Source organism: Cupriavidus sp. LA-1 (assembly GCF_055385985.1).
The window spans coordinates 1,407,161-1,426,973 of sequence record NZ_AP031388.1; the positions used below are offsets into that span (position 1 = coordinate 1,407,161).

At 68.2% G+C, this 19,813-nt stretch carries 17 protein-coding genes; 10 read left to right on the forward strand and 7 right to left on the reverse strand.

Translation table 11 applies throughout. The annotated features are described in order from the left end of the window. The first annotated feature begins 32 nt into the window (after window positions 1-32). Window positions 33-956 (forward strand): LysR family transcriptional regulator, encoded by a 924-nt coding sequence (locus ACZ5MJ_RS25625; RefSeq protein WP_464226493.1) that lies wholly within the window; start codon window positions 33-35, stop codon window positions 954-956. Window positions 957-1,037: 81 nt separating this feature from the next. Next, a complete protein-coding gene (locus ACZ5MJ_RS25630) occupies window positions 1,038-1,511 on the forward strand; it encodes an aminoacyl-tRNA deacylase (RefSeq protein ID WP_432261578.1) in 474 nt (157 codons plus the stop codon). Between the two features lie 86 nt (window positions 1,512-1,597). On the opposite strand, the gene eutC is transcribed toward ACZ5MJ_RS25630, so the two are convergent. After that, complete coding sequence (gene eutC, locus ACZ5MJ_RS25635; protein ID WP_464226494.1) at window positions 1,598-2,389, reverse strand: ethanolamine ammonia-lyase subunit EutC; 792 nt, start codon at window positions 2,387-2,389, stop codon at window positions 1,598-1,600. 10 nt (window positions 2,390-2,399) lie between these two features. Further along, on the reverse strand, window positions 2,400-3,782 hold the full coding sequence (locus tag ACZ5MJ_RS25640; RefSeq protein WP_464226495.1) for an ethanolamine ammonia-lyase subunit EutB: 1,383 nt from the start codon (window positions 3,780-3,782) through the stop codon (window positions 2,400-2,402). A 202-nt stretch (window positions 3,783-3,984) separates the two neighbouring features. Between ACZ5MJ_RS25640 and ACZ5MJ_RS25645 the strand changes: the two genes are divergently transcribed. Further along, complete coding sequence (locus ACZ5MJ_RS25645; RefSeq protein WP_464226496.1) at window positions 3,985-5,019, forward strand: AI-2E family transporter; 1,035 nt, start codon at window positions 3,985-3,987, stop codon at window positions 5,017-5,019. A 45-nt stretch (window positions 5,020-5,064) separates the two neighbouring features. Here ACZ5MJ_RS25645 and ACZ5MJ_RS25650 read toward each other — a convergent pair whose 3' ends face one another. Beyond that, window positions 5,065-5,784, reverse strand: coding sequence for a FadR/GntR family transcriptional regulator (locus ACZ5MJ_RS25650; protein WP_464226497.1), 720 nt, complete (start codon window positions 5,782-5,784; stop codon window positions 5,065-5,067). Window positions 5,785-5,910: 126 nt separating this feature from the next. Here ACZ5MJ_RS25650 and ACZ5MJ_RS25655 point away from each other — a divergent pair, with 126 nt between their 5' ends. The 4 genes from ACZ5MJ_RS25655 (at window position 5,911) to ACZ5MJ_RS25670 (ending at window position 10,602) form a co-directional block, all read left to right on the forward strand. Beyond that, window positions 5,911-6,693, forward strand: a complete 783-nt coding sequence (locus tag ACZ5MJ_RS25655; RefSeq protein WP_464226498.1) for a (Fe-S)-binding protein — start codon at window positions 5,911-5,913, stop codon at window positions 6,691-6,693. Next, window positions 6,690-7,391 carry a LutC/YkgG family protein gene (locus tag ACZ5MJ_RS25660; protein WP_464226499.1) on the forward strand — a complete coding sequence of 234 codons (702 nt, stop codon included), beginning with the start codon at window positions 6,690-6,692 and terminating at the stop codon, window positions 7,389-7,391. Before ACZ5MJ_RS25655 ends, ACZ5MJ_RS25660 begins: the two co-directional genes overlap by 4 nt. Continuing rightward, window positions 7,388-8,833: a LutB/LldF family L-lactate oxidation iron-sulfur protein gene (locus ACZ5MJ_RS25665; protein WP_464226500.1), complete on the forward strand. Its 1,446-nt coding sequence runs from the start codon at window positions 7,388-7,390 to the stop codon at window positions 8,831-8,833. Before ACZ5MJ_RS25660 ends, ACZ5MJ_RS25665 begins: the two co-directional genes overlap by 4 nt. Before the next feature lie 68 nt (window positions 8,834-8,901). Continuing rightward, entirely contained in the window at window positions 8,902-10,602 is a 1,701-nt protein-coding gene (locus ACZ5MJ_RS25670) for a lactate permease LctP family transporter (protein ID WP_464226501.1), read from the forward strand. Between the two features lie 122 nt (window positions 10,603-10,724). Here ACZ5MJ_RS25670 and ACZ5MJ_RS25675 read toward each other — a convergent pair whose 3' ends face one another. From ACZ5MJ_RS25675 to ACZ5MJ_RS25690, 4 genes are all read right to left on the reverse strand, one after another. Next, on the reverse strand, window positions 10,725-11,858 hold the full coding sequence (locus tag ACZ5MJ_RS25675) for a tetratricopeptide repeat protein (protein WP_464226503.1): 1,134 nt from the start codon (window positions 11,856-11,858) through the stop codon (window positions 10,725-10,727). A 247-nt stretch (window positions 11,859-12,105) separates the two neighbouring features. Continuing rightward, window positions 12,106-13,227 carry a CaiB/BaiF CoA transferase family protein gene (locus tag ACZ5MJ_RS25680; RefSeq protein ID WP_464226504.1) on the reverse strand — a complete coding sequence of 374 codons (1,122 nt, stop codon included), beginning with the start codon at window positions 13,225-13,227 and terminating at the stop codon, window positions 12,106-12,108. Window positions 13,228-13,273: 46 nt separating this feature from the next. After that, window positions 13,274-14,248, reverse strand: a complete 975-nt coding sequence (locus ACZ5MJ_RS25685; protein WP_464226505.1) for a Bug family tripartite tricarboxylate transporter substrate binding protein — start codon at window positions 14,246-14,248, stop codon at window positions 13,274-13,276. A 79-nt stretch (window positions 14,249-14,327) separates the two neighbouring features. Beyond that, window positions 14,328-16,124 carry an acyl-CoA dehydrogenase family protein gene (locus ACZ5MJ_RS25690; RefSeq protein WP_464226506.1) on the reverse strand — a complete coding sequence of 599 codons (1,797 nt, stop codon included), beginning with the start codon at window positions 16,122-16,124 and terminating at the stop codon, window positions 14,328-14,330. A 120-nt stretch (window positions 16,125-16,244) separates the two neighbouring features. On the opposite strand from ACZ5MJ_RS25690, the gene ACZ5MJ_RS25695 reads away from it, so the two are divergent. The 3 genes from ACZ5MJ_RS25695 to feoB all read left to right on the forward strand — a co-directional run bounded on the left by ACZ5MJ_RS25695 (window position 16,245) and on the right by feoB (window position 19,799). Then, complete coding sequence (locus ACZ5MJ_RS25695; RefSeq protein WP_464226507.1) at window positions 16,245-17,165, forward strand: LysR family transcriptional regulator; 921 nt, start codon at window positions 16,245-16,247, stop codon at window positions 17,163-17,165. A gap of 448 nt (window positions 17,166-17,613) precedes the next feature. Further along, window positions 17,614-17,928 carry a FeoA family protein gene (locus tag ACZ5MJ_RS25700; protein ID WP_464226610.1) on the forward strand — a complete coding sequence of 105 codons (315 nt, stop codon included), beginning with the start codon at window positions 17,614-17,616 and terminating at the stop codon, window positions 17,926-17,928. A gap of 14 nt (window positions 17,929-17,942) precedes the next feature. Then, window positions 17,943-19,799, forward strand: coding sequence for a ferrous iron transport protein B (feoB, locus tag ACZ5MJ_RS25705; RefSeq protein ID WP_464226508.1), 1,857 nt, complete (start codon window positions 17,943-17,945; stop codon window positions 19,797-19,799). The last annotated feature ends 14 nt before the right edge of the window (window positions 19,800-19,813 follow it).

The following is a 19,813-nucleotide window of genomic DNA, read 5'->3' on the forward strand; positions in this document are numbered from 1 at the left end:
CCAAACCGCCCCCGTCTTTCATTGATCACCCCATGGACCTGAACGCCCTGCGCCTGTTTGTCGACATTGTCGACGCGGGCAACCTGAGCGCGGCCGCGCGCAAGCTCAAGATGACGCGCGCCAATGTCAGCTACCGGCTCAAGGCGCTGGAAGAAGAGCTGGGCGTGCAGCTGCTGCGCCGGACCACGCGCCATGTCGAGCCGACCCCGGTCGGCGCCGGCCTCTACGAGCACGGCCGCAACATCCTGGGCGAGGTCGCCGCCGCCAATGCGCTGATCAGCAATATGGGCAAGAGCCTGCAGGGCCATGTACGGCTCTCGGTGCCGACCGGCCTTGGCCATTCGCTGCTGTCGCCGCTGCTGGTGCTGTTCAAGCAGCGCTATCCCGACATCACGCTCGACGTGGTCTTCGACAACCGCGTGCACAACCTGGTGTCCGAGGACGTGGAAGTGGCGCTGCGCATCATTTCCACGCCGCCGGATTCGGTGATCGCCACCGAGATCGGCGAAGTCGACTGGATCGTGTGCGCGTCGCCGGTGTACCTGGCCGGCCACCCGGCGCCGCAAACGCTGACCGGGCTGCAGGAGCATGCGTTTGTCTGCGCGTCGCCGGAGGGGCAGAAGCTCAAGGCAACGGGCACCCGGCACGACGACGATGGCGGTGTGATCCGTGAGCAGGTGGTGTTGGAGCCCACGCTCACCTCGGAGAACTTTGCCTTCCTGAAAGACGCGGTGCTGGCGGGCCTGGGCATCGGCTTCTTCCCGATCTATGCGATCGGCGCGGAACTGGACAGCGGGGCGCTGGTGCCGCTGCTCTCCGACTACCGCATCAGCGTGTTCGGCAGCAAGCTCTACATGCTGACCATGCCCAACCGCTACCAGACGCTGGCCACGCGCTACCTGCTGAACTTCCTGAAGACCGAGCTGCAGGCGGTGTGGCCGCGGCTGCACCGGTAGCCCACCCCGTCGGGGATGGCGCCAGGCACTATAGTAGGAGCACAAGGATAACCGTCGGCGCATCCGCACCAAGGAGCAACCATGGCCCTCGCTAGCACGCTTGCAAACTGCCTGAGCAGCAAGAACACCCAATACGACATCATCCGCCACCCCTACACCCTGAGCAGCATGGCCACCGCAGAGGCCGCGCACGTGCCCGGGGACCGGCTGGCCAAGACGCTGTTGCTGGAAGATGACCGTGGCTACGTCGCCGCTGTGATCCCTTCGAGCCATCACCTGCAGATGGCCGCCATCTGCGAACAGACCGGGCGCAACCTGGTGCTGGCGCATGAGGACGAGATCCGCGAGATCTTCAAGGATTGCGACCTTGGCGCGATTCCGCCGGTGGCGATGGCCTACGGCATGCAGACCTATGTGGATGACAGCCTGATGCAGCAGCCCGACGTGTATTTCGAGGGCGGCGATCACCAGGAACTGGTGCACATGAGCGGCGAGCAGTTCTCGCAGCTGATGTCGGATGCGGGGCATGGGCAGTTTTCGCGCCGCATGATGTAAGCGTCGCGCGGCAGCGGCCACCACGCGGGTTGCGTACCCGCGGGGTGGCCGTTTTGCATGCTGGCGCAGCGGCTGCTGCGGACCATTCAGTCCGCGGGCAGCGCCGGCATGCTGTCGTCCTTCAGGTCCACGCCGGAACGCCCCAGCGCTGCCGCGCCGCGCAGCAGGAAGGCCAGCCGGTCGGCGGCCTGCGCATAGGGCAGCCCTTCGGGGCGCACGTTGGAGATGCAGTTGCGCTCGGCGTCGGTGCGCCCCGTGCGCGGCGCACAGGTCAGGTAGATGCCGAGGCTGTCGGGCGAGCTCAGCCCCGGCCGTTCGCCGATCAGCATCACCACCTGGCGCGCCCCAAGGATCTCCCCGACCTCATCGCCCAGCGCCACGCGCGACTGTTCGGCCACCACCACCGGGCCGATGCGCCACCCCTGCGGCAGGCGCTGGCGCGTGGCATCCAGCAGCGGCAGCGCATGAGTCTGCGTGGCCAGCGCGGACAGGCCATCGGCAATCACGAATACCACATCCGGCGCCTCGTGCGGCCGCGCCGCCGCCAGCCGCTCGCGGCTGGCATCGTCCAGGCGGCGGCCCAGGTCGGGGCGGCGCAGGTAGTGCGCGCGGTCCGGCGCCGCGCTGTGCACGGCCACGTTCGGCACCGCTGCCGCATCCAGCGCCGTGGTCACGGCGCCCACGTCCAGTGGCAGGTGCACCGCATCGCGCGCCTGCGCATGGGCCAGGCCGAAGGCCAGCACGGCATCGGTGGTCTGGCTGTGGCCGGTGCGGCCCAGCGCAATGCGCGCACGCGTGAACCGGCGCAGGCGCTGCCAGGGATCGACGTCGACCTCGGCGGGGGCAGGACTGGCAGGGGGCTGGCGTCTGGCCGTCATCGGCTGGTCCTTACAGGCTGTGGGCCATCTGCAGCAGCGGCTGGCGCGCCGCGGGCTCCAGCAGCCGACCGGTGCTGTCGGCAATGCCCATGCGCTGCAGCCAGGCCTCGAACTCCGGCGCCGGGCGCAGCCCCAGCACCTCGCGCAGGTACAGGGCGTCGTGGAACGAGGTGCTCTGGTAGTTGAGCATGATGTCGTCGGCGCCCGGCACGCCCATGATGAAGTTGATGCCGGCCACGCCGAACAGCGTCAGCAGCGTGTCCATGTCGTCCTGGTCGGCCTCGGCATGGTTGGTGTAGCAGACGTCGCAGCCCATCGGCACGCCCATCAGCTTGCCACAGAAGTGGTCTTCCAGACCGGCGCGGATAATCTGCTTGCCGTCGTACAGGTACTCGGGCCCGATAAAGCCCACCACCGTATTGACCAGCAGCGGCGAGAACGCGCGCGCCACGCCATAGGCCCGTGCCTCCATGGTCTGCTGGTCGACGCCGTGGTGCGCGTTGGCCGACAGCGCGCTGCCTTGCCCGGTCTCGAAATACATCAGGTTGTCGCCCACGGTGCCGCGCGCCAGCGCCTGGGCGGCGTCGTGGGCCTCGGCCAGCAGCGACAGGCTGATGCCGAAGGCCGCGTTGGCGCGCTCGCTGCCGGCCACGGACTGGAACACCAGGTCCACCGGCGCGCCCTGCCCGATCGCGCGCAGGGTGTTGGTGACATGGGTCAGCACGCAGGATTGCGTGGGGATGTCGAAGCGGCTGCGCAGCTCGTCGATCATGCGCAGCAGCGAGACGATGGCGCCCAGGTTGTCCGAGGCCGGATTGACGCCGATGGTGGCATCGCCGCAGCCATAGAGCAGGCCGTCGATGATCGATGCGGCGATGCCCTTGGGATCGTCGGTCGGGTGGTTGGGCTGCAGCCGCACCGAGAGCCGGCCCGGCAGCCCCACCGTGCTGCGAAAGCGTGTGACCACCTGGCACTTGCGCGCCACCGCCACCAGGTCCTGGTTGCGCATCAGCTTGCTGACCGCCGCGGCCATCTCCGGGGTGATGCCCGGCGCCACCCGCGCCAGCATCGCGCTGTCGGTCTCATGCCGCAGCAGCCAGTTGCGCAGGTCGCCCACGGTGGTGGCACCGATGGCGGCAAAGGCCGCGGCATCGTGGCGGTCGAGGATCAGGCGCGTGACCTCGTCGTCCTCGTACGGCACCAGCGCTTCATTGAGGAAACGGGTCAGCGGCACCTCGGCCAGCGCCAGCCGCGCCGCCATCCGCTCCTGCTCGCTGGCCGCGGCAACGCCCGCCAGGGCATCGCCGGAGCGCGCGGGGCTGGCGCGGGCCAGCAGCGTGCGGAGGTCGGCGAAGACGTAGCGCCGGGTGCCGATAGTATGGGTGTAGGCCATGCATTCCGTTCCTGGGCTTGGGGCCAGACGACGACAGCGGTACGCCGGGCACGATTCCCCCTAATATAGACACCCTTTGCGTGTGGCGTTATGCCAACATCGCAAAGACATTGCGACAGCGCACGCGGCCTGACTCAGGCGCAACATCTGGATCGGCGAGAATCCAGAATAATTTTCAGCAAATTGCATGCCGGAGACCCCGATGAAAGACCCCGACCCGACCACCACCCCGCGCTTGCTGCCGGCCGCGTGGTACAGCGTCGGCACCGTCGCCTACCTGCTGACCGCCCTCGCGCTCCTGACCGTGCTGCACGCCAACCTGGTGGCGGCGCTGCTGTCCGGGCTGCTGCTGTACTCGCTGGTGGACGTGCTGGCGCCGCGCCTGAAGCGCCTGAACCAGCGCCACGACGCGCTGGCCGTGGCCATCCTGTCGGCGGTGATCCTGCTGGGGCTGACGCTGGCGGGCTGGCTGCTGGTGCGCTTTGTCAGCGGCGAGGGCACCCTGGACGGGCTGCTCAACCGTGTGGCGGACATCATCGACCGCTCGCACGGCCAGCTGCCGCGCTGGCTCAGCGATGCGCTGCCCAATGGCGTGGACGAACTGGCCAACACGCTGATCGACACGCTGCGCGAGCACGCCGCGATGGCGCAGAAGCTGGGTGCCGAGGTGCTGCGCACGCTGGTGCATATCCTGATCGGGCTGGTGATCGGCGCCATGGTGGCGCTGTACCGCGCGGTGGCGCGTCCCAACCGCCGGCCGCTGGCCGCGGCGCTGGTGGCGCGCGCGCGCACGCTGCAGCAGGCGTTCTCGCAGTTCATCTTCGCGCAGATCCAGATCTCCACCATCAACACGGTGCTGACTGCGATCTACCTGCTGCTGGTGCTGCCGCTGTTCGGCATGCACCTGCCGCTGACCAAGACGCTGCTGGTGATCACCTTCGTGGCGGGGCTGCTGCCGGTGCTGGGCAACCTGATCTCGAACACGGCCATCGTGGTCGCATCGCTGTCGGTGTCGCTGCCGATCGCGGTGGCGTCGCTGGTGTTCCTGGTGGTGATCCACAAGCTGGAGTACTTCCTGAACGCACGCATCATCGGCGCGCGCATCCAGGCCGCGGCGTGGGAGCTGCTGACGGTGATGCTGCTGATGGAAACACTGTTCGGCATCCCGGGCGTGATCGCCGGGCCGATCTTCTATGCCTACCTGAAGCGGGAGCTGGCCGGCGCCGGGCTGGTCTGAATGGCGCAGCCGGCACGCCGGGCCGCTGGTAGGACCAATGCCTGCTCAGGCACCGTCCTGCTCCACCCGGCTGCGCACGAAATCGATATGGGTCTGCATGGCCGTGCGCGCCTCTTCGGGCCGGCGCGCGCAGATCGCTTCGCAGAGTGTGCGATGCTGCAGCAGCAGCAGGTCTGACGCGCTGTCGTCCTGTTCGCGCAGGCCGGTGCCGTTGATGGTGATGTGCTCGCGCAGCATGCCGATCACGCTGGTATGCAGGTGCAGGAACATGGTGTTGTGCGAGGCCTGGGCGATGGCGTCATGCAGCCGGGCATCGGCATCGGCCTCCGCCTGCTTGTCGTCGGCGGTGCGCGCGCGTTCCAGTTCGGCCATCAGCGCACGGATGCGCCTGACGTCGGCGGCGTCGGCGCGCAGCGCCGCGAAGTAGGCCGTGGCACCCTCCAGCACGCGGCGGAACTCCAGGATGTCGTCGCGCAGCGCGGGGTGGTCGGCCACCAGCTGGCCCCACGGCGAGGCAATGCCGGCGCGCAGCTGGTCGGTGGCGTAGACGCCCGCGCCGCGCCGGCTCTGCAGCAGGCCACGCGCGGCCAGGCGCTGGATCGCCTCGCGCACGGTGTTGCGCGCCACCTCGTATTGCCCGGCCAGCACACGCTCGGCCGGCAGGCGCGTGCCGGGCGGCCAGGTGCCGTCGAGCAATGCGGTCTCGATCCGGCGCATCACCGACTCCACGCGTCCGCGGGTGCGCCCGTGCGTTGCTGCCGTCATGCGGTGTGTCCTCGCTCCTGAACTTGCGCGGGTCGCCGGGGAAATTGGTCCAACCAATTTGTACCGCCGCGCGGAAGCGGGAATTATGCGCCGAAACGTGCGACCCCAGCACGCCCGGAGCGAGACATGAAGGATCGTCAGTACCCCACCGGCCCTGCCCCCACGCAGGTCTACCTGTTTGCCACCTGCCTGGTCGACATGTTCGTGCCGCAGGCCGGCCTCGATGCCGTGCGGCTGCTCGAGCGCGAAGGGCTCACCGTGCACTTCCCGCGCGGCCAGAGCTGCTGCGGCCAGCCCGCCTACAGCAGCGGCAACCCCGACGCGGCCCGTGCCGTGGCGCGCGCCCAGCTGGACCTGTTCAGCCAGCCGTGGCCGGTGATCGTGCCGTCCGGCTCGTGCGCGGGCATGATGCGCCACCACTGGCCGCAACTCTTTGCCGACGATCCGGTGGCCGGCCCCAAGGCGCTGGAACTGGCCGGGCGCATCTATGAACTGGGCGAGTTCCTGCTGCATGTGCTGAAGGTGGACTTTGGCGATGCCGCGCCGGCGAGCCAGCCGCAGGAGCGCATCGTGCTGCATACCTCGTGCGGCGCCCGTCGAGAAATGGGTACGCGCCAGCACGGCGTGGCCCTGGTCGACGCCCTGCCGGGGGTGGTCCGCGTGGAGCATGAACGCGAGTCCGAATGTTGCGGTTTCGGCGGCACCTTCTCGCTCAAGCATCCCGATATCTCCGGCGCCATGGTGCGCGACAAGGTGGCCTCGGCCTGTGCCACCGGCTGCGACCGGCTGGTCTCGGCCGACTGCGGCTGCCTGCTCAATATCGGCCATACCGCCGCGCATGACGGCGCGCCGCTGCAGGTGGAGCACCTCGCCAGCTTCCTGTGGCGCCGCACCGGAGGTGCCGCATGAGCACGCCCGGCGCCCGCGAACGCATGCTCGGCCGGCTGCGCGCCGCCGCGCCCGCCCCCTCCCCCGCCACCACGGATCTCGACCACCGCATCGACAGCCATTTCGCAGCGCGTCGCCACGCCACGCCTGCCGCGGGCGACCAGGTGGCCGCGATGCAGGCAGCGCTGCAAGGGCTGCACGCCGAAGTCTGGTGCGCCGGCGAAACGGCCTGGCCGGCGTTGCTGGCCACTGAGCTGGCCAATGCCGGCGTGAAGCGTCTGCTGCTCGACCCCGCCAGCAAGGCCGGCGCCGCACTGGCCGCCGCCCTGCCTGCCCATATCGAAGCCATCGGCTACGGCCGCCCCATCGAAGCCTGGAAGGCCGAGCTGTTCGACACCGTCGACGCCGGCTTTACCGTGGCGCGCTCCGGCATCGCCGCCACCGGCACGCTGGTGGTCGCGCCCGACGCGGGCTCGCCGCGCACGGTGTCGCTGGTGCCGCCGCTGCACGTCGCGCTGGTGCGCGCGTCGACACTGCACGTTGACCTGCATATGGCCGCGCGCACCGAGCGCTGGTCCGACGGCATGCCGACCAACCTGGTGCTGATCTCCGGCCCGTCCAAAACGTCCGACATCCAGCAGACGCTGGCCTACGGCGCGCATGGTCCGCGCCGGCTGTGGGTCGTCATCGAGACCGACACCGGGGAGGCCGGGCAATGAGCCAGCAGACACTGAATTTCGTTTCGCCGCAGGACTTCAAGGCGCGCGCCCGCCAGGCGCTGGACGATCCCAAGCTGCGCCAGAGCTTTCGCGGCGCGATGGACTTCCTGCAGGACAAGCGCCTGGCGCAGTTCCCCGACGCCGACGAGCTGGAGCACCTGCGCGACCTGGGCGAGGCGGTGCGCCAGCATGCGCTGGCCAACCTGCCGGACCTGCTGGTGCAGCTGGAGGCAAAGCTGACCGCCGCCGGCGTGCAGGTGCACTGGGCCGAGAACGCCGACAAGGCCAACGCGATCATCCACCGCATCGCGGCATCGAAGCAGGCGAAGCGCGTAATCAAGGGCAAGTCGATGGCCAGCGAGGAGATCGAGCTGAACCATTACCTGGCCGAGCGCGGCGTGGACTGCATCGAGTCGGACATGGGCGAATACATCGTCCAGCTCGCCGGCGAAAAGCCATCGCATATCGTGATGCCGGCCATCCACAAGACCAAGGGCGATATCGCGCAACTGTTCGAGGCGCATATCCCCGGCACGCCCTATACCGAGGATGTCGACGCGCTGATCCAGACCGGGCGCCGCGCGCTGCGCCAGGCCTTTGTCGAAGCGGATATCGGCCTGTCCGGCGTGAACTTCGCCGCCGCCGACACCGGCACGCTGTGGCTGGTGGAGAACGAGGGCAACGGGCGCCTGTCCACCACCGTGCCTGACGTGCATATCGCCATCATGGGCATGGAAAAGGTGGTGGCCCGGCTGGAGCATATCGTGCCGCTGTCCACGCTGCTGACGCGATCGGCCACCGGGCAGGCCATCACCACGTACTTCAACCTGATCTCCGGGCCGCGCCGCGCGGGCGAGCGCGACGGCCCGCGCGAGGTCCACCTGGTGCTGCTCGACAACGGCCGCACCCAGGCCTACGCCGATACGCAACTGCGCGCCACGCTGCAATGCATCCGCTGCGGCGCGTGCATGAACCACTGCCCGGTCTACACGCGCATCGGCGGCCACGCCTATGGCACGACCTATCCCGGCCCCATCGGCAAGATCATCTCGCCGCACCTGCTGGGGCTGGACGCCACCGCCGACCTGGCCACCGCGTCGAGCCTGTGCGGCGCCTGCGGCGAAGTGTGCCCGGTGCGCATCCCGATCCCGCAACTGCTGGTGCGCCTGCGCACCGAAGCCAACCGCGATCCCGAAGAGCAGGTCGCCAACCCGCTGCGCGGCCAGGGCGCGAAGTACAGCCGCGGCGAACACCTGGTGTGGCGCTTCTGGAGCGGCGCGTATTCGCATCCGGCCACGTACCGCCTGTTCCGCTGGGCCGCCACGCGGCTGCGCGCGCTGACACCGGCGAAACAGATGGGCTGGACCCAGCACCGCACGCCGCTGAAGCCGGCGGCGAAGAGCCTGGCGGATTTGCTGAAGGAGAAGGGGCAACCGGAGTAAGCCTTCACGCAGTGCTGGCAAAGAAAACAAGGATTTCCCGAAACACCACCAAAGCAGGAGACTAAACCGTGCAACCCTGGACCCAACTCTATACGCCGCTGGGCAGCCTGTGGCTGTCGTCGCTGGCGGCAGCCATCCCCATCCTGTTCTTCTTCATCGCGCTGGCCGTGCTGCGCATGAAGGGCCATGTCGCCGCCGCGGTGACCCTGCTGCTGGCGCTCGCCGTGGCGATCTTTGCCTACGGCATGCCCGCGCAGCAGGCGCTGGCCTCGGCCGGCTTCGGCTTTGCCTACGGCCTGTGGCCGATCGCGTGGATCATCGTGACCGCGGTGTTCCTCTACAAGATCGTGGTCAAGACCGGCCAGTTCGACGTGATCCGCGCCTCGGTGCTGTCGATCACCGACGACCAGCGCCTGCAGATGCTGCTGATCGGCTTTGCCTTTGGTGCCTTCCTGGAAGGCGCGGCGGGCTTCGGCGCGCCGGTGGCGATCACCGCGGCGCTGCTGGTGGGCCTGGGCTTCAATCCGCTGTACGCCGCGGGCCTGTGCCTGATCGCCAATACCGCGCCGGTGGCGTTCGGCGCGATGGGCATCCCCATCATCGTGGCCGGGCAGGTGACGGGCATCGATCCCTTCCATATCGGCGCGATGGCGGGCCGGCAACTGCCGCTGCTGTCGCTGATGGTGCCGTTCTGGCTGGTGTTCATGATGGACGGCGTCAAGGGCGTGCGCGAGACGTGGCCGGCGGCGCTGGTGTGCGGCGGCAGCTTTGCCGTGACGCAGTACTTCACCTCCAACCATATCGGGCCCGAGCTGCCGGACATCACCTCGGCACTGGTGAGCCTGGTGTCGCTGGCCGCGTTCCTGAAGGTATGGCAGCCGCGCAGCGCGTCGCAACGTGCTGGCGGCAATGTCCGCGGCGGCACGGTGGCGCTGGCTGGTTTCGGCGGCGGCTTCGGCGGCAACATGGCGAGCCGCAAAGCATCGCCCTACACCGTGGCGCAGACGCTGCGCGCGTGGGCGCCGTTCGGCATCCTGACCGCCATTGTCACGGTGTGGAGCCTGCAGCCGTTCAAGGCGCTCTTCGCCGCCAACGGTGCGCTGGCCGGCACGGTGCTGAAGTTCAGGATCCCGGGGCTGGACCAGATGGTGATCAAGGCCGCGCCGATCGTGGCCGCGCCCAAGGCCTATGACGCGGTGCTGAAGATCGACCTGCTCTCCGCCGTCGGCACCGCCATCCTGCTGACCGCGCTGATCTCCGCCGTGCTGCTGCGCATGAAGCCGCGCGCGCTGCTGGCCACCTTTGGCGAGACCCTGGTCGAACTGGCGCGCCCGGTGCTGTCGATCGGGCTGGTGCTGGCCTTCGCCTTTGTCGCCAACTATTCGGGCATGTCATCGACGCTGGCGCTGCTGCTGGCCGGCACCGGTGCGGCGTTCCCGTTCTTCTCGCCGTTCCTGGGCTGGCTGGGGGTGTTCCTGACGGGCTCGGACACCTCGTCCAATGCGCTCTTCTGCGCGCTGCAGAACACCACCGCGCACCAGATCGGCGTGTCCGACACGCTGCTGGTGGCCGCCAACACCACCGGCGGCGTCACCGCCAAGATGATCTCGCCGCAGTCGATCGCGGTGGCCTGCGCGGCGACCGGGCTGGTGGGCAAGGAGTCGGAGCTGTTCCGCTTCACGGTCAGGCACAGCCTGCTGTTTGCCGTGATCATCGGCATCATCACGGTGGTGCAGGCCTACTTGTTGCCGGGGATGATTCCGGGGTGATGGGCTAGTCGGAATCCATGAAGAACGGCGGCCGGATGGCTGGCCGCCAACAAAGAGCGTTGAAACGCAGAACGGGGCCCATCTTCTGGATAGGGCCCTTTTTTTGCCTGTCAATATGCGAACTAGGCAGCAAGCTCAACCGCTCTTGTTTCAAGCAGATCGATCAGGATGCGCTCAACACGACTCCCGCCGATGGCAACGCGTTGATCTGCAGTGACCAGCTTTAATGAATCGGCTGCCTCAGCGTACTGCCCTCTGGCAAACTGACTGACGGCATCAACCAGCCTGAGCGAGAGCCGCGCCTGGTCGCTGGGTTCCCTGGCCGTGATAGCCGCCTTGCTTTGCTCAAGCGCAGCAATATCGCCCGCCGATGCCTGAATTCCGGCAAGATGCAGCGCTATGAACGGATGCGACAGCATGGCGTTGAAGCGCCCGGACAGGGCGGATACCGCGGCTGAAACCGGACGTGTGGTTCCTGTGCGCAGGTATTCACGCAACAAGAAACCGCCACAATCGGCGAGCGTCAACACCGGACCACAGCGAGTGGCCTCTGGTGCACAGTAGCGCTCATAGCGCTGCCATGCCTGCTCGGCTAACCCCAACTGCCACTCTGCCAGGGCCAGGTGCCACTGCACATGGCCATACATGGCGCCGCCCTCCGCTGACGCGCGGTGTTCATTCAGCCAGTTGCCCAGCAATTCCAATGACTCTCCAGGCTCACCCTGGTCGTGCAGCACATGGGCATAGCTATGGATAACGTAGGGAGCCTGTGGGCGCTGCTGCAGTGCCCGCTCGACCAGTGCACGACCACGGCCCTGATCGCCGGCCTCACTGGCCGCGAAGCCCAGGCGTGCGAGCCAGGCCCAATCATCGTGCAAACCGGGATCGCACGACTCCATGATATGGAGAACGCGCTCAAGCTTGCGCGCACCGCCATAGAAGATCAGATACCCACAAAGCTGCGAGATGACCAGCAGGTCACCGGGATTGGCAGCGATGTAGGCCTCAGTCGCCGCAAGATTGGAGTAAGGGTCTTCAAGCAGGCCAAAGAGCGCGGAGATATGCGCACGCTCCCAGGGCAGCGCAGTTCGCGCTGCCAGTAGTGCACGCGCCTTGAAAGAATCGGCGTCCGCGGCATTGGCGTCTTTGGCAAGCATATGGCGCGCAGCCAGGGCCAGGGCGAGATTGCTGTCCAGCGCCAGGGCCTGATCCAGGGCTTCCGCAGCGCCCGCCTCGGAACCGAGGATGCGATCCACAGCAAGCTGATACCGTTCTGCAGCTTCTGGACGGTCAGTAGTAAGAGGTCCACCCGTACGCGCATTAATCATAATGGCTCACTGAGTTGCAAATTGCTGATGCGAAGCGCTCCAATGCGCTTTCAGCGTAGTCCAACTCAAGGCGCTGTGATGTCTGACATGTACGGAACAACCATATGGGTAACAAGCGAGTTCACTCACATGGGTAACACTTTGAGACTCAGGTAGCGCTTGCGGATCGCCGCACCTAGGCGAGGAACTCGTCCCCTTCGCTCAATGGCGCATATCGGTACGTCGCCGGCGTGCGGCTCAGCTTGACCGGCGCGCCCAGCCCCTTGTAGCCGCCTTCCATCTCCACCACCATCTCGCGGTGCTGCGTATGCGGATGCTGCAAGGCATCGGCCACGGACAGCACCGGCGCGCACGGCACGCCGGCGGCGACCAGTTCGTCGGCCAGCACCTTGCCGTCGCATTCGCGCAGCCTGGCTTCCAGTTCCGCCTTCAGCGCCACGCGATTCACCGAGCGCGCGCCAGCCGTGGCATAGCGCTGGTCATCGGCCAGCGCTTGCAACCGCAGGTGCTCGCACAGGATGCGGAACTGCCGGTCATTGCCCACGGCAAGGAAGATCGGGTCGGTGGCAGTGGCGACGGTGTCATACGGGTAGATGTTCGGATGCGCGTTGCCGGTGCGCTGCGGCGTCTTGCCGCTCATGAACCAGTTGGCCGCATGCGGATGCAGCAGCGACAAGCCGGAGTCATAAAGCGCGGCCTCGACAAACTGGCCGCGCCCGCTGCGGGCGCGCTCCTGCAAGGCCAGCAGCACGCCGATCACGGCGTTCAGGCCCGTCACCATGTCCACCACCGGCAAGCCCACGCGCAGCGGATCGCCATCGGCCTCGCCGTTGATGCTCATGATGCCGGACATGGCCTGGATGGCGGCGTCATAGCCGGGCAGGCCGCCCAGCGGGCCGTCGGCGCCGAAGCCGGACACGCGGCAATGCACCAGCCGCGGGAAACGCGCGGACAGGGTGTCGTAGCCCAGCCCCCATTTCTCCATGGTGCCGGTCTTGAAGTTCTCGACCAGCACGTCGGCCTCGGCCAGCAACGCAAGCAGGACTTCACGATCCGCCTCGGCGGTCAGGTCCAGCCGCATCACGCGCTTGTTGCGGTTCAGGCCGAAGTAGTAGGACGCCACGCCGTCCTTGAACGGCGGCCCCCAGGTACGGGTGTCGTCGCCCTGCGGCGGTTCGATCTTGAGCACGTCGGCGCCGTGGTCGCCCAGGACCTGGCCGCAGTACGGGCCGCCCAGGATGCGCGACAGGTCGACCACGCGGATGCCGGCGAGCGCGCCGGGGCTGGTTTGGGTCATGGCTGGTATCTCTGTGCGGTTCGGTCGTGCGGTTCAGTCAAGCGGTTCAGTCCAGCTGGGCGCCGGATTTCTGCACCACGGTGCGCCACTTGCCGACCTCGGCCTTGACGAAGCCGCCCAGTTGCTCGGGCGTGGTCGATGGCGCGAACTCCAGGCCCTGCGCCTGCAGGGTCTTGCGTACGTCGGGCTGCCTGAGCGCATCGGCAAAGGCGCGGTTGAGCTTGCCGATCACTTCGGGCGGCGTGCCGGCGGGCGCGACCACGCCGAAGAACACCGATACGTCGAACCCGGTCACGCCCTGCTCGGCCACGGTCGGCACGTCCGGCAACGCCTGCGAGCGCGCCTTGGTAGTCACGCCCAGCGCGCGCATCTTGCCGCTCTTGATAAACGGCATCGCGGTCAGCACGTCGGTGAAGGCCATGCTGACCTGCCCGCCCAGCAGGTCGTTCAGCGCGGGACCCGTGCCCTTGTACGGGATGTGCTGGAAATCCGTGCCGGTGACGTTGTTGAACAGCACCCCGGCCAGGTGCGAAGACGCGCCGTTGCCGGACGAGGCATAGGTCAGCTTGCCAGGGTGCGCCTTGCCATAGGCGATCAGTTCGTTGACGTTCTTCGCCGGCACCGACGGATTGACCACCAGCACATTGGGCAGCTGGCCGATCTGGATCACCGGGGCGAAGCTCTTGACCGGGTCGTAGTTGATCTTGCGGTACAGGCTGACGTTGATCGCCAGCGGCGCCGAGGTGCCGAACATCAGCGTGTAGCCGTCGGGCTCGGCGCGCGCCACCGCTTCGGCGCCGATATTGCCGCCGGCGCCGGCGCGGTTCTCCACCACCACGGGCTGGCCCAGGCTGGACTTGAGCGCGGCCGCAAGCGTGCGCGCCATGGCATCGGTGGGGCCGCCCGGCGGGTAGGTGACGACCATCATGATCGGCTTGGACGGGAAGTCCTTCTGGGCGAAGGCGGGGGCGATAAGAAGCGAGCAGGCGGCGATGGCCGCGACGCGGTGCCAGAGTTTCATGGGGTTGTCTCCTGGGTGTAGGACATCTCCCGCCCTGGGGCGGGATGGTGTGACAGATGCGGGCCGGCCGTCGGGCCGGTCAGAACACGTTGACCTGGTCGATCGCGCCGGCGGCACGCACCGTGCCGTCGGCCGGCGCGACGGTATCGGCCAGCCACTCGGGCTCGGCCTGCGCGGCCAGCGGGTCTTGCGGCAGCACGCGGTGGCGCAGGACCAGCTGGGCCAGCCGCATGCGGCGTACCGAACCGATACGCCCGGCCTCCCATGCCATCGCCACCGCGCTGGTGACGTGGTACAGCGCCGAGGCTGCCTGGCGCGCCAGCAACTCGCCTTGCGCGCCGGCTTCGGCGGCCTGCCCAGCCAGCGTCGCAGCAGCGGCGATGGCGCCTTCAAACGTGGCACGTGCGGCCGCATGCATCGGCGTATCGGCCAGCAGCCCGGCCAGGTGCGCCTGCAGCACCGGCAGCGCGCCTTCGCGACGGACCGCGCGCAGCACGTCGAGCGCGACGATATTGCTGGTGCCTTCCCAGATCGAGCCGAGGTGGGCGTCGCGCACCAGGCGCGGATCGCTCCATTCCTCGATATAGCCGCAGCCGCCGCGGATCTCCATGGCGTCGCCGGTGACCTTGCGCGCGTCGCGGCAGGCGCGGAACTTGATCAGCGGCGTCAGGATGCGCATCAGCGGGTAGGCGTCAGCCTCGCCCGCATCGGCACGGCGCAGCGCCTCGGCGGTCTGGAACACCATGGTGCGCGCCTGTTCGGTCGGCAGGGTCAGCTTGAGCAGCTGGCGGCGCATCAGCGGCATGTCCTGCAGGCGCTTGCCGAATGCCTGGCGCTCGCGCGCGATGAACAGGCCCTCGGTCAGCGCGCGGCGCATCAGGCCGGCGGCGCGCACGCCGTTGGACAGGCGCGAGTTGTTGATCATGTCGGCCATCTGCACAAAGCCGCGGCCGGGTTCGCCAACCAGGTAAGCATGCGCGCCTTCCAGCCGGATCTCGCCGCTGGCCATCGAACGCGTGCCCAGCTTGTCCTTCAGGCGGATGATGCGATAGTGGTTGTCGCTGCCGTCGGCCAGCTTGCGCGGCAGCAGGAACAGCGACACGCCCTTGTGGCCCGGCACGGCGTTGCCGTCCTCATCCTCCACGCGTGCCAGCACCATCGCCAGCGCGGCATCGGGATTGGAGCAGAACCACTTGTCGCCCAGCAGGCGCCAGCCGCCCTCGGCAGCGGGGTCGCGCACCGCGCGCGTGGCGGTGGCAGCCACGTCGGAGCCGGCGCCCTGCTCGGTCATGAACATCGCGCCCTGGTACAGATCGTCAAAGACCTGCGTGGTCAGGTTGGGCAGGAAGCGCTCGACCAGTGCCGGATCGCCGAACTTGCGCAGCGTGCGCGTCAGCGAATCGGTCATCGAGAGCGGGCAGCACAGGCCAAACTCGGCCTGCACGAACAGATATGTGAGCGCGTACTTAGCCGCCGGCGGCATGGGCTTGTCCCAGCCCAGCACGCCGCCGCGGTGCGATGCCGCCGCCAGGCCGAATTCGGCAAAGGCCACGCGCTCCAGCTCCACATAGGCCGGATGCTTGTCGATGCGCTGCGCGTCCACGCCGGCGCGGGTGCGGTAGGTGAGTTCGGGGGGATGGCGGTCGGCCACGCCGGCCAGCTCGTCGAGCACGCCGCCGGCCAGTGCGCCCATGCGCTCGAGATGCGGCAGCAGGTGGTTGAACAGGTCGGGCGGCAGGTACAGCGGCAGCAGCGCGCGCAGGTCCGGGTCGGCGGCAAACAGGCTGCCGCCCTGGCGGTCCGGTACCGGGTGGGCGGCTGCCGGCGCAGCGGCGTGGGCTTGATGGGTGGTGTCGCGCACGGCGCTGGACGGCATGGCTGGTCTCCTGGAATTGGGCGGGCTCCGGCTGGCGGTCCCCTGGACACCATTATTCAAACCCCAAGGATTTGCGTCTAATTCTAAAATTGGCTTGCTCCATATAATTTCTGTATCGCCATGGAATTCCGACACCTGCGTTACTTCCTCGTGCTGGCCGAGGAACTGCACTTCGGCCGGGCTGCGCGCCGGCTCGCCATTTCCCAGCCGCCGCTGTCGCTCAATATCCAGCAGCTGGAGGCCTCGGTCGGGGCGCGGCTGTTCGACCGCGACAGCCGCGGCGTGCGGCTGACCGCGGCCGGGCGCGCCTTCCGCGAATCGGCCGCGGCGCTGCTGGCCCAGGCCGAGGCCGCGCGGGTGCTGGCACGCGAGATCGAGGCAGGCGCGGTCGGGCGGCTGCGGGTGGGCTTTGTCGGCTCGATGCTGTATCGCGGGCTGCCGCAGACGCTGCGCGCGTTCCAGGCGGCCAATCCCGGCATCCAGGTGGCGCTGACCGAGCTCAACTCGCAGGAGCAGATCGAGGCACTGCTGCACGACGAGCTCGACGCCGCCTTCATCCACACCGGCCGCGTGCCGGACACGCTGCAGGCAACGCTGGTGCACACCGAGCCCTTTGTCTGCTGCCTGCCGGCCGACCACGCGCTGGCCGCGCTGCCGGAGCTGCCGCTGGCGGCATTGCGCGGCGAGCCCTTCGTGCTGTTCTCGCGCAAGGCTTCGCCGGACTATTACAGCCGGATCTTCGACATGTGCGCGGCGCAGGGCTTCTACCCGCAGATCCGGCACGAGGTGCGGCACTGGCTGTCGGTGGTGTCGCTGGTCTCGCAAGGGATGGGCGTGGCGGTGGTGCCGGCGGCGCTGGCGCGCTCCGGCATGGCCGGGGCCGCATTCCGGCCGCTGGCCGATGCGGCGGTGCGCTCGGAGGTCTACTGTGCGTGGAAGTCGGCACCGGACCACCCGGCGCGCGACCACTTTGTGGACCTGGTGCAAGAGATGGCAGCCACCGCTCAGGGCAGCGCCAAAGAAAAAGCCACCGGTCCATAGACCGATGGCTTGTGAAGTACGCGTGGAACGGGGTGTTCAGCGTGCTTGCAGCTTAACGCTGCCGGCTTACGGCATCCAATAACGCAAATGCAGTAATTGATCGGTGTTGCATGAAGCGGCTTGCATTCGGTTTCGTGCAGCCGAATCGTCGTGCAAAGGGATGAATTGCGCACATGGTGTTCCAGCTATTGCGATCCGGGCCGGGCCCGGTAGCGGCACGGTGCGAGAGCAGGCATTTCCCCCGGTCCCGCGCCCTGTCATCCGCCCGCTGAGCGGTTATCATTCGCTTTCTGCCGCGCGCTGACGCGGCAATGGCCGGCGTGCCCACCGTTTGCGGGGGCAACGCAGTGCCTCATTTGCGATACAATGAAAACGATTTTCATTTACATACCTCGGCGTGGCCGCGCAGACTGCCTGGCGGCAGACCGCGCCACGGACTGGAAGCATGATGCGGTTGTCTGAACTTCCACGGCGCACGCCCGCCGTAGTGCAATCGGTGGACGATGCCACCCCCGGGGATCCGGTCGCGCGCCGTCTGCGCGAACTGGGCTTCGTGCCCGGTGAAGCCGTGCAGATCATCGCCCACGGGCCCTTCGGCATGGACCCGCTGGTGGCGCAGGTAGGCTTCACCCGCTTTGCGCTGCGCCGCTCGGAGGCGGCGCGCATCGGCGTAGAGATCGCCAGTGCCTCGGTCACCAGCATCGCCCCCGTCACGCAGGGCGGCGACCAGACCGCCAAACCGTCCGCAAAACGGACTGCCTGAGCCTTCCCCGGATTATGTCTGCAGCTCCTTCTCCTTCTGCCCTGCGCATTGCGCTGGTCGGCAATCCCAATTGCGGCAAGACCGCACTATTCAACCGCCTGACCGGCAGCCGCCAGAAGGTGGCCAACTATGCGGGCGTGACCGTCGAGCGCAAGGAAGGCTACTTCATGTCGCCGGGCGGGCGCCAGGTGCGCATCCTGGACCTGCCCGGCGCCTACAGCCTGCACGCGGCCAGCCTCGACGAAGCCATCACCCGCGACGTCTGCATGGGCGTGCGCCCCGGCGAGCAGCGCCCGGACCTGCTGGTGTCGGTGGTCGACGCCACCAACCTGCGCCTGCACCTGCGCTTCGTGCTGGAACTGCGCCGCCTTGGCCTGCCGATGGTGGTGGTGCTCAATATGAGCGACGCCGCCGCGCGGCGCGGCATCCAGATCGACCGCGACAAGCTGTCGGCCGCGCTCGGCGTGCCGGTGGTCAGCACCATCGCGGTCAAGCGCGACGGTGCCGCGGCGCTGGTCAAGCTGCTCGACAACACCCTGCCGCCGGCCCCGCCGGCCTCCCCGGAGCCCGCCAGCGACATGGACGTGCACGCCGAGGTCAACCGCCTGCTGGCGGCCGCGGTCAGCATGCCGGCGCGCACCGCCGCGCAAGACGACCGCATCGACCGCATCGTGCTGCACCCGGTGTTCGGCCTGCTGCTGCTGGCGGTGCTGCTGTTCCTGATGTTCCAGGCGGTGTTCTCGTGGGCCGCGCCGCTGATGGAAGGCATCGAGGGCGGCGTGCACTGGGCCGGCGAGATGCTGGGCGCGTACCTGCCCGACGGCATGCTCAAGAGCCTGCTGGTCGACGGCCTGGTCGCGGGCCTGGGCAGCGTGGTGGTATTCCTGCCGCAGATCCTGATCCTGTTTCTGTTCATCCTGACGCTGGAAGAATCCGGCTACCTGCCGCGCGCGGCCTTCCTGCTGGACCGCCTGATGATGGGCGCGGGGCTGTCGGGGCGCTCGTTCATCCCGCTGCTGTCCAGCTTTGCCTGCGCCATCCCCGGCATCATGGCCACGCGCACCATCCAGGACCCGCGCGACCGGCTCACCACCATCCTGGTGGCGCCGCTGATGACCTGCTCGGCGCGGCTGCCGGTGTATGCGCTGCTGATCGGCGCCTTCATCCCCGAGCGCACCGTGATGGGCCTGTTCAACCTGCAGGGGCTGGTGCTGTTCGCGCTGTACGTGGCCGGCATCGTCAGTGCGCTGGTGGTGGCCTACGCGCTCAAGTTCTTCCGCCGCGACCGCACCGACCATCCGCTGCTGATGGAGCTGCCCTCGTACCGCATTCCCAACCCGCGCGATGTGGCCATCGGCCTGTGGGAGCGTGCCCGCATCTTCCTGTCGCGGGTGGGCAAGGTGATCCTGGCGCTGACGGTGCTGCTGTGGTTCCTGTCGACCTTCCCGTCCGCGCCCGTGGGCGCGACCGCGCCGGCCATCGACTACAGCTTCGCCGGCATGATCGGCCACGCGCTGCAGAAGGTGTTCGCGCCGGTGGGCTTCAACTGGCAGATCTGCATCGCGCTGGTGCCGGGCCTGGCCGCGCGCGAGGTGGCCGTGGGCGCGCTGGCGACCGTCTATGCGCTGTCGGGCAGTGAAGAGACCGTGGCCACGCAACTGGCGCCGATGATCGCCGCCCAGTGGTCGCTGGCCACCGCGCTGTCGTTGCTGGCCTGGTACGTGTTTGCACCGCAGTGCATCTCCACGCTGGCGGTGATCCGGCGCGAGACCAACTCGTGGAGGGTGATGGCGCTGTCGGCGGCCTACCTGACCGGGCTGGCCTACCTGGCGGCGTTCGTGACCTACCGCGTCGCGCTGATGTTCAGCTGAGGCAAGTTGTTGCC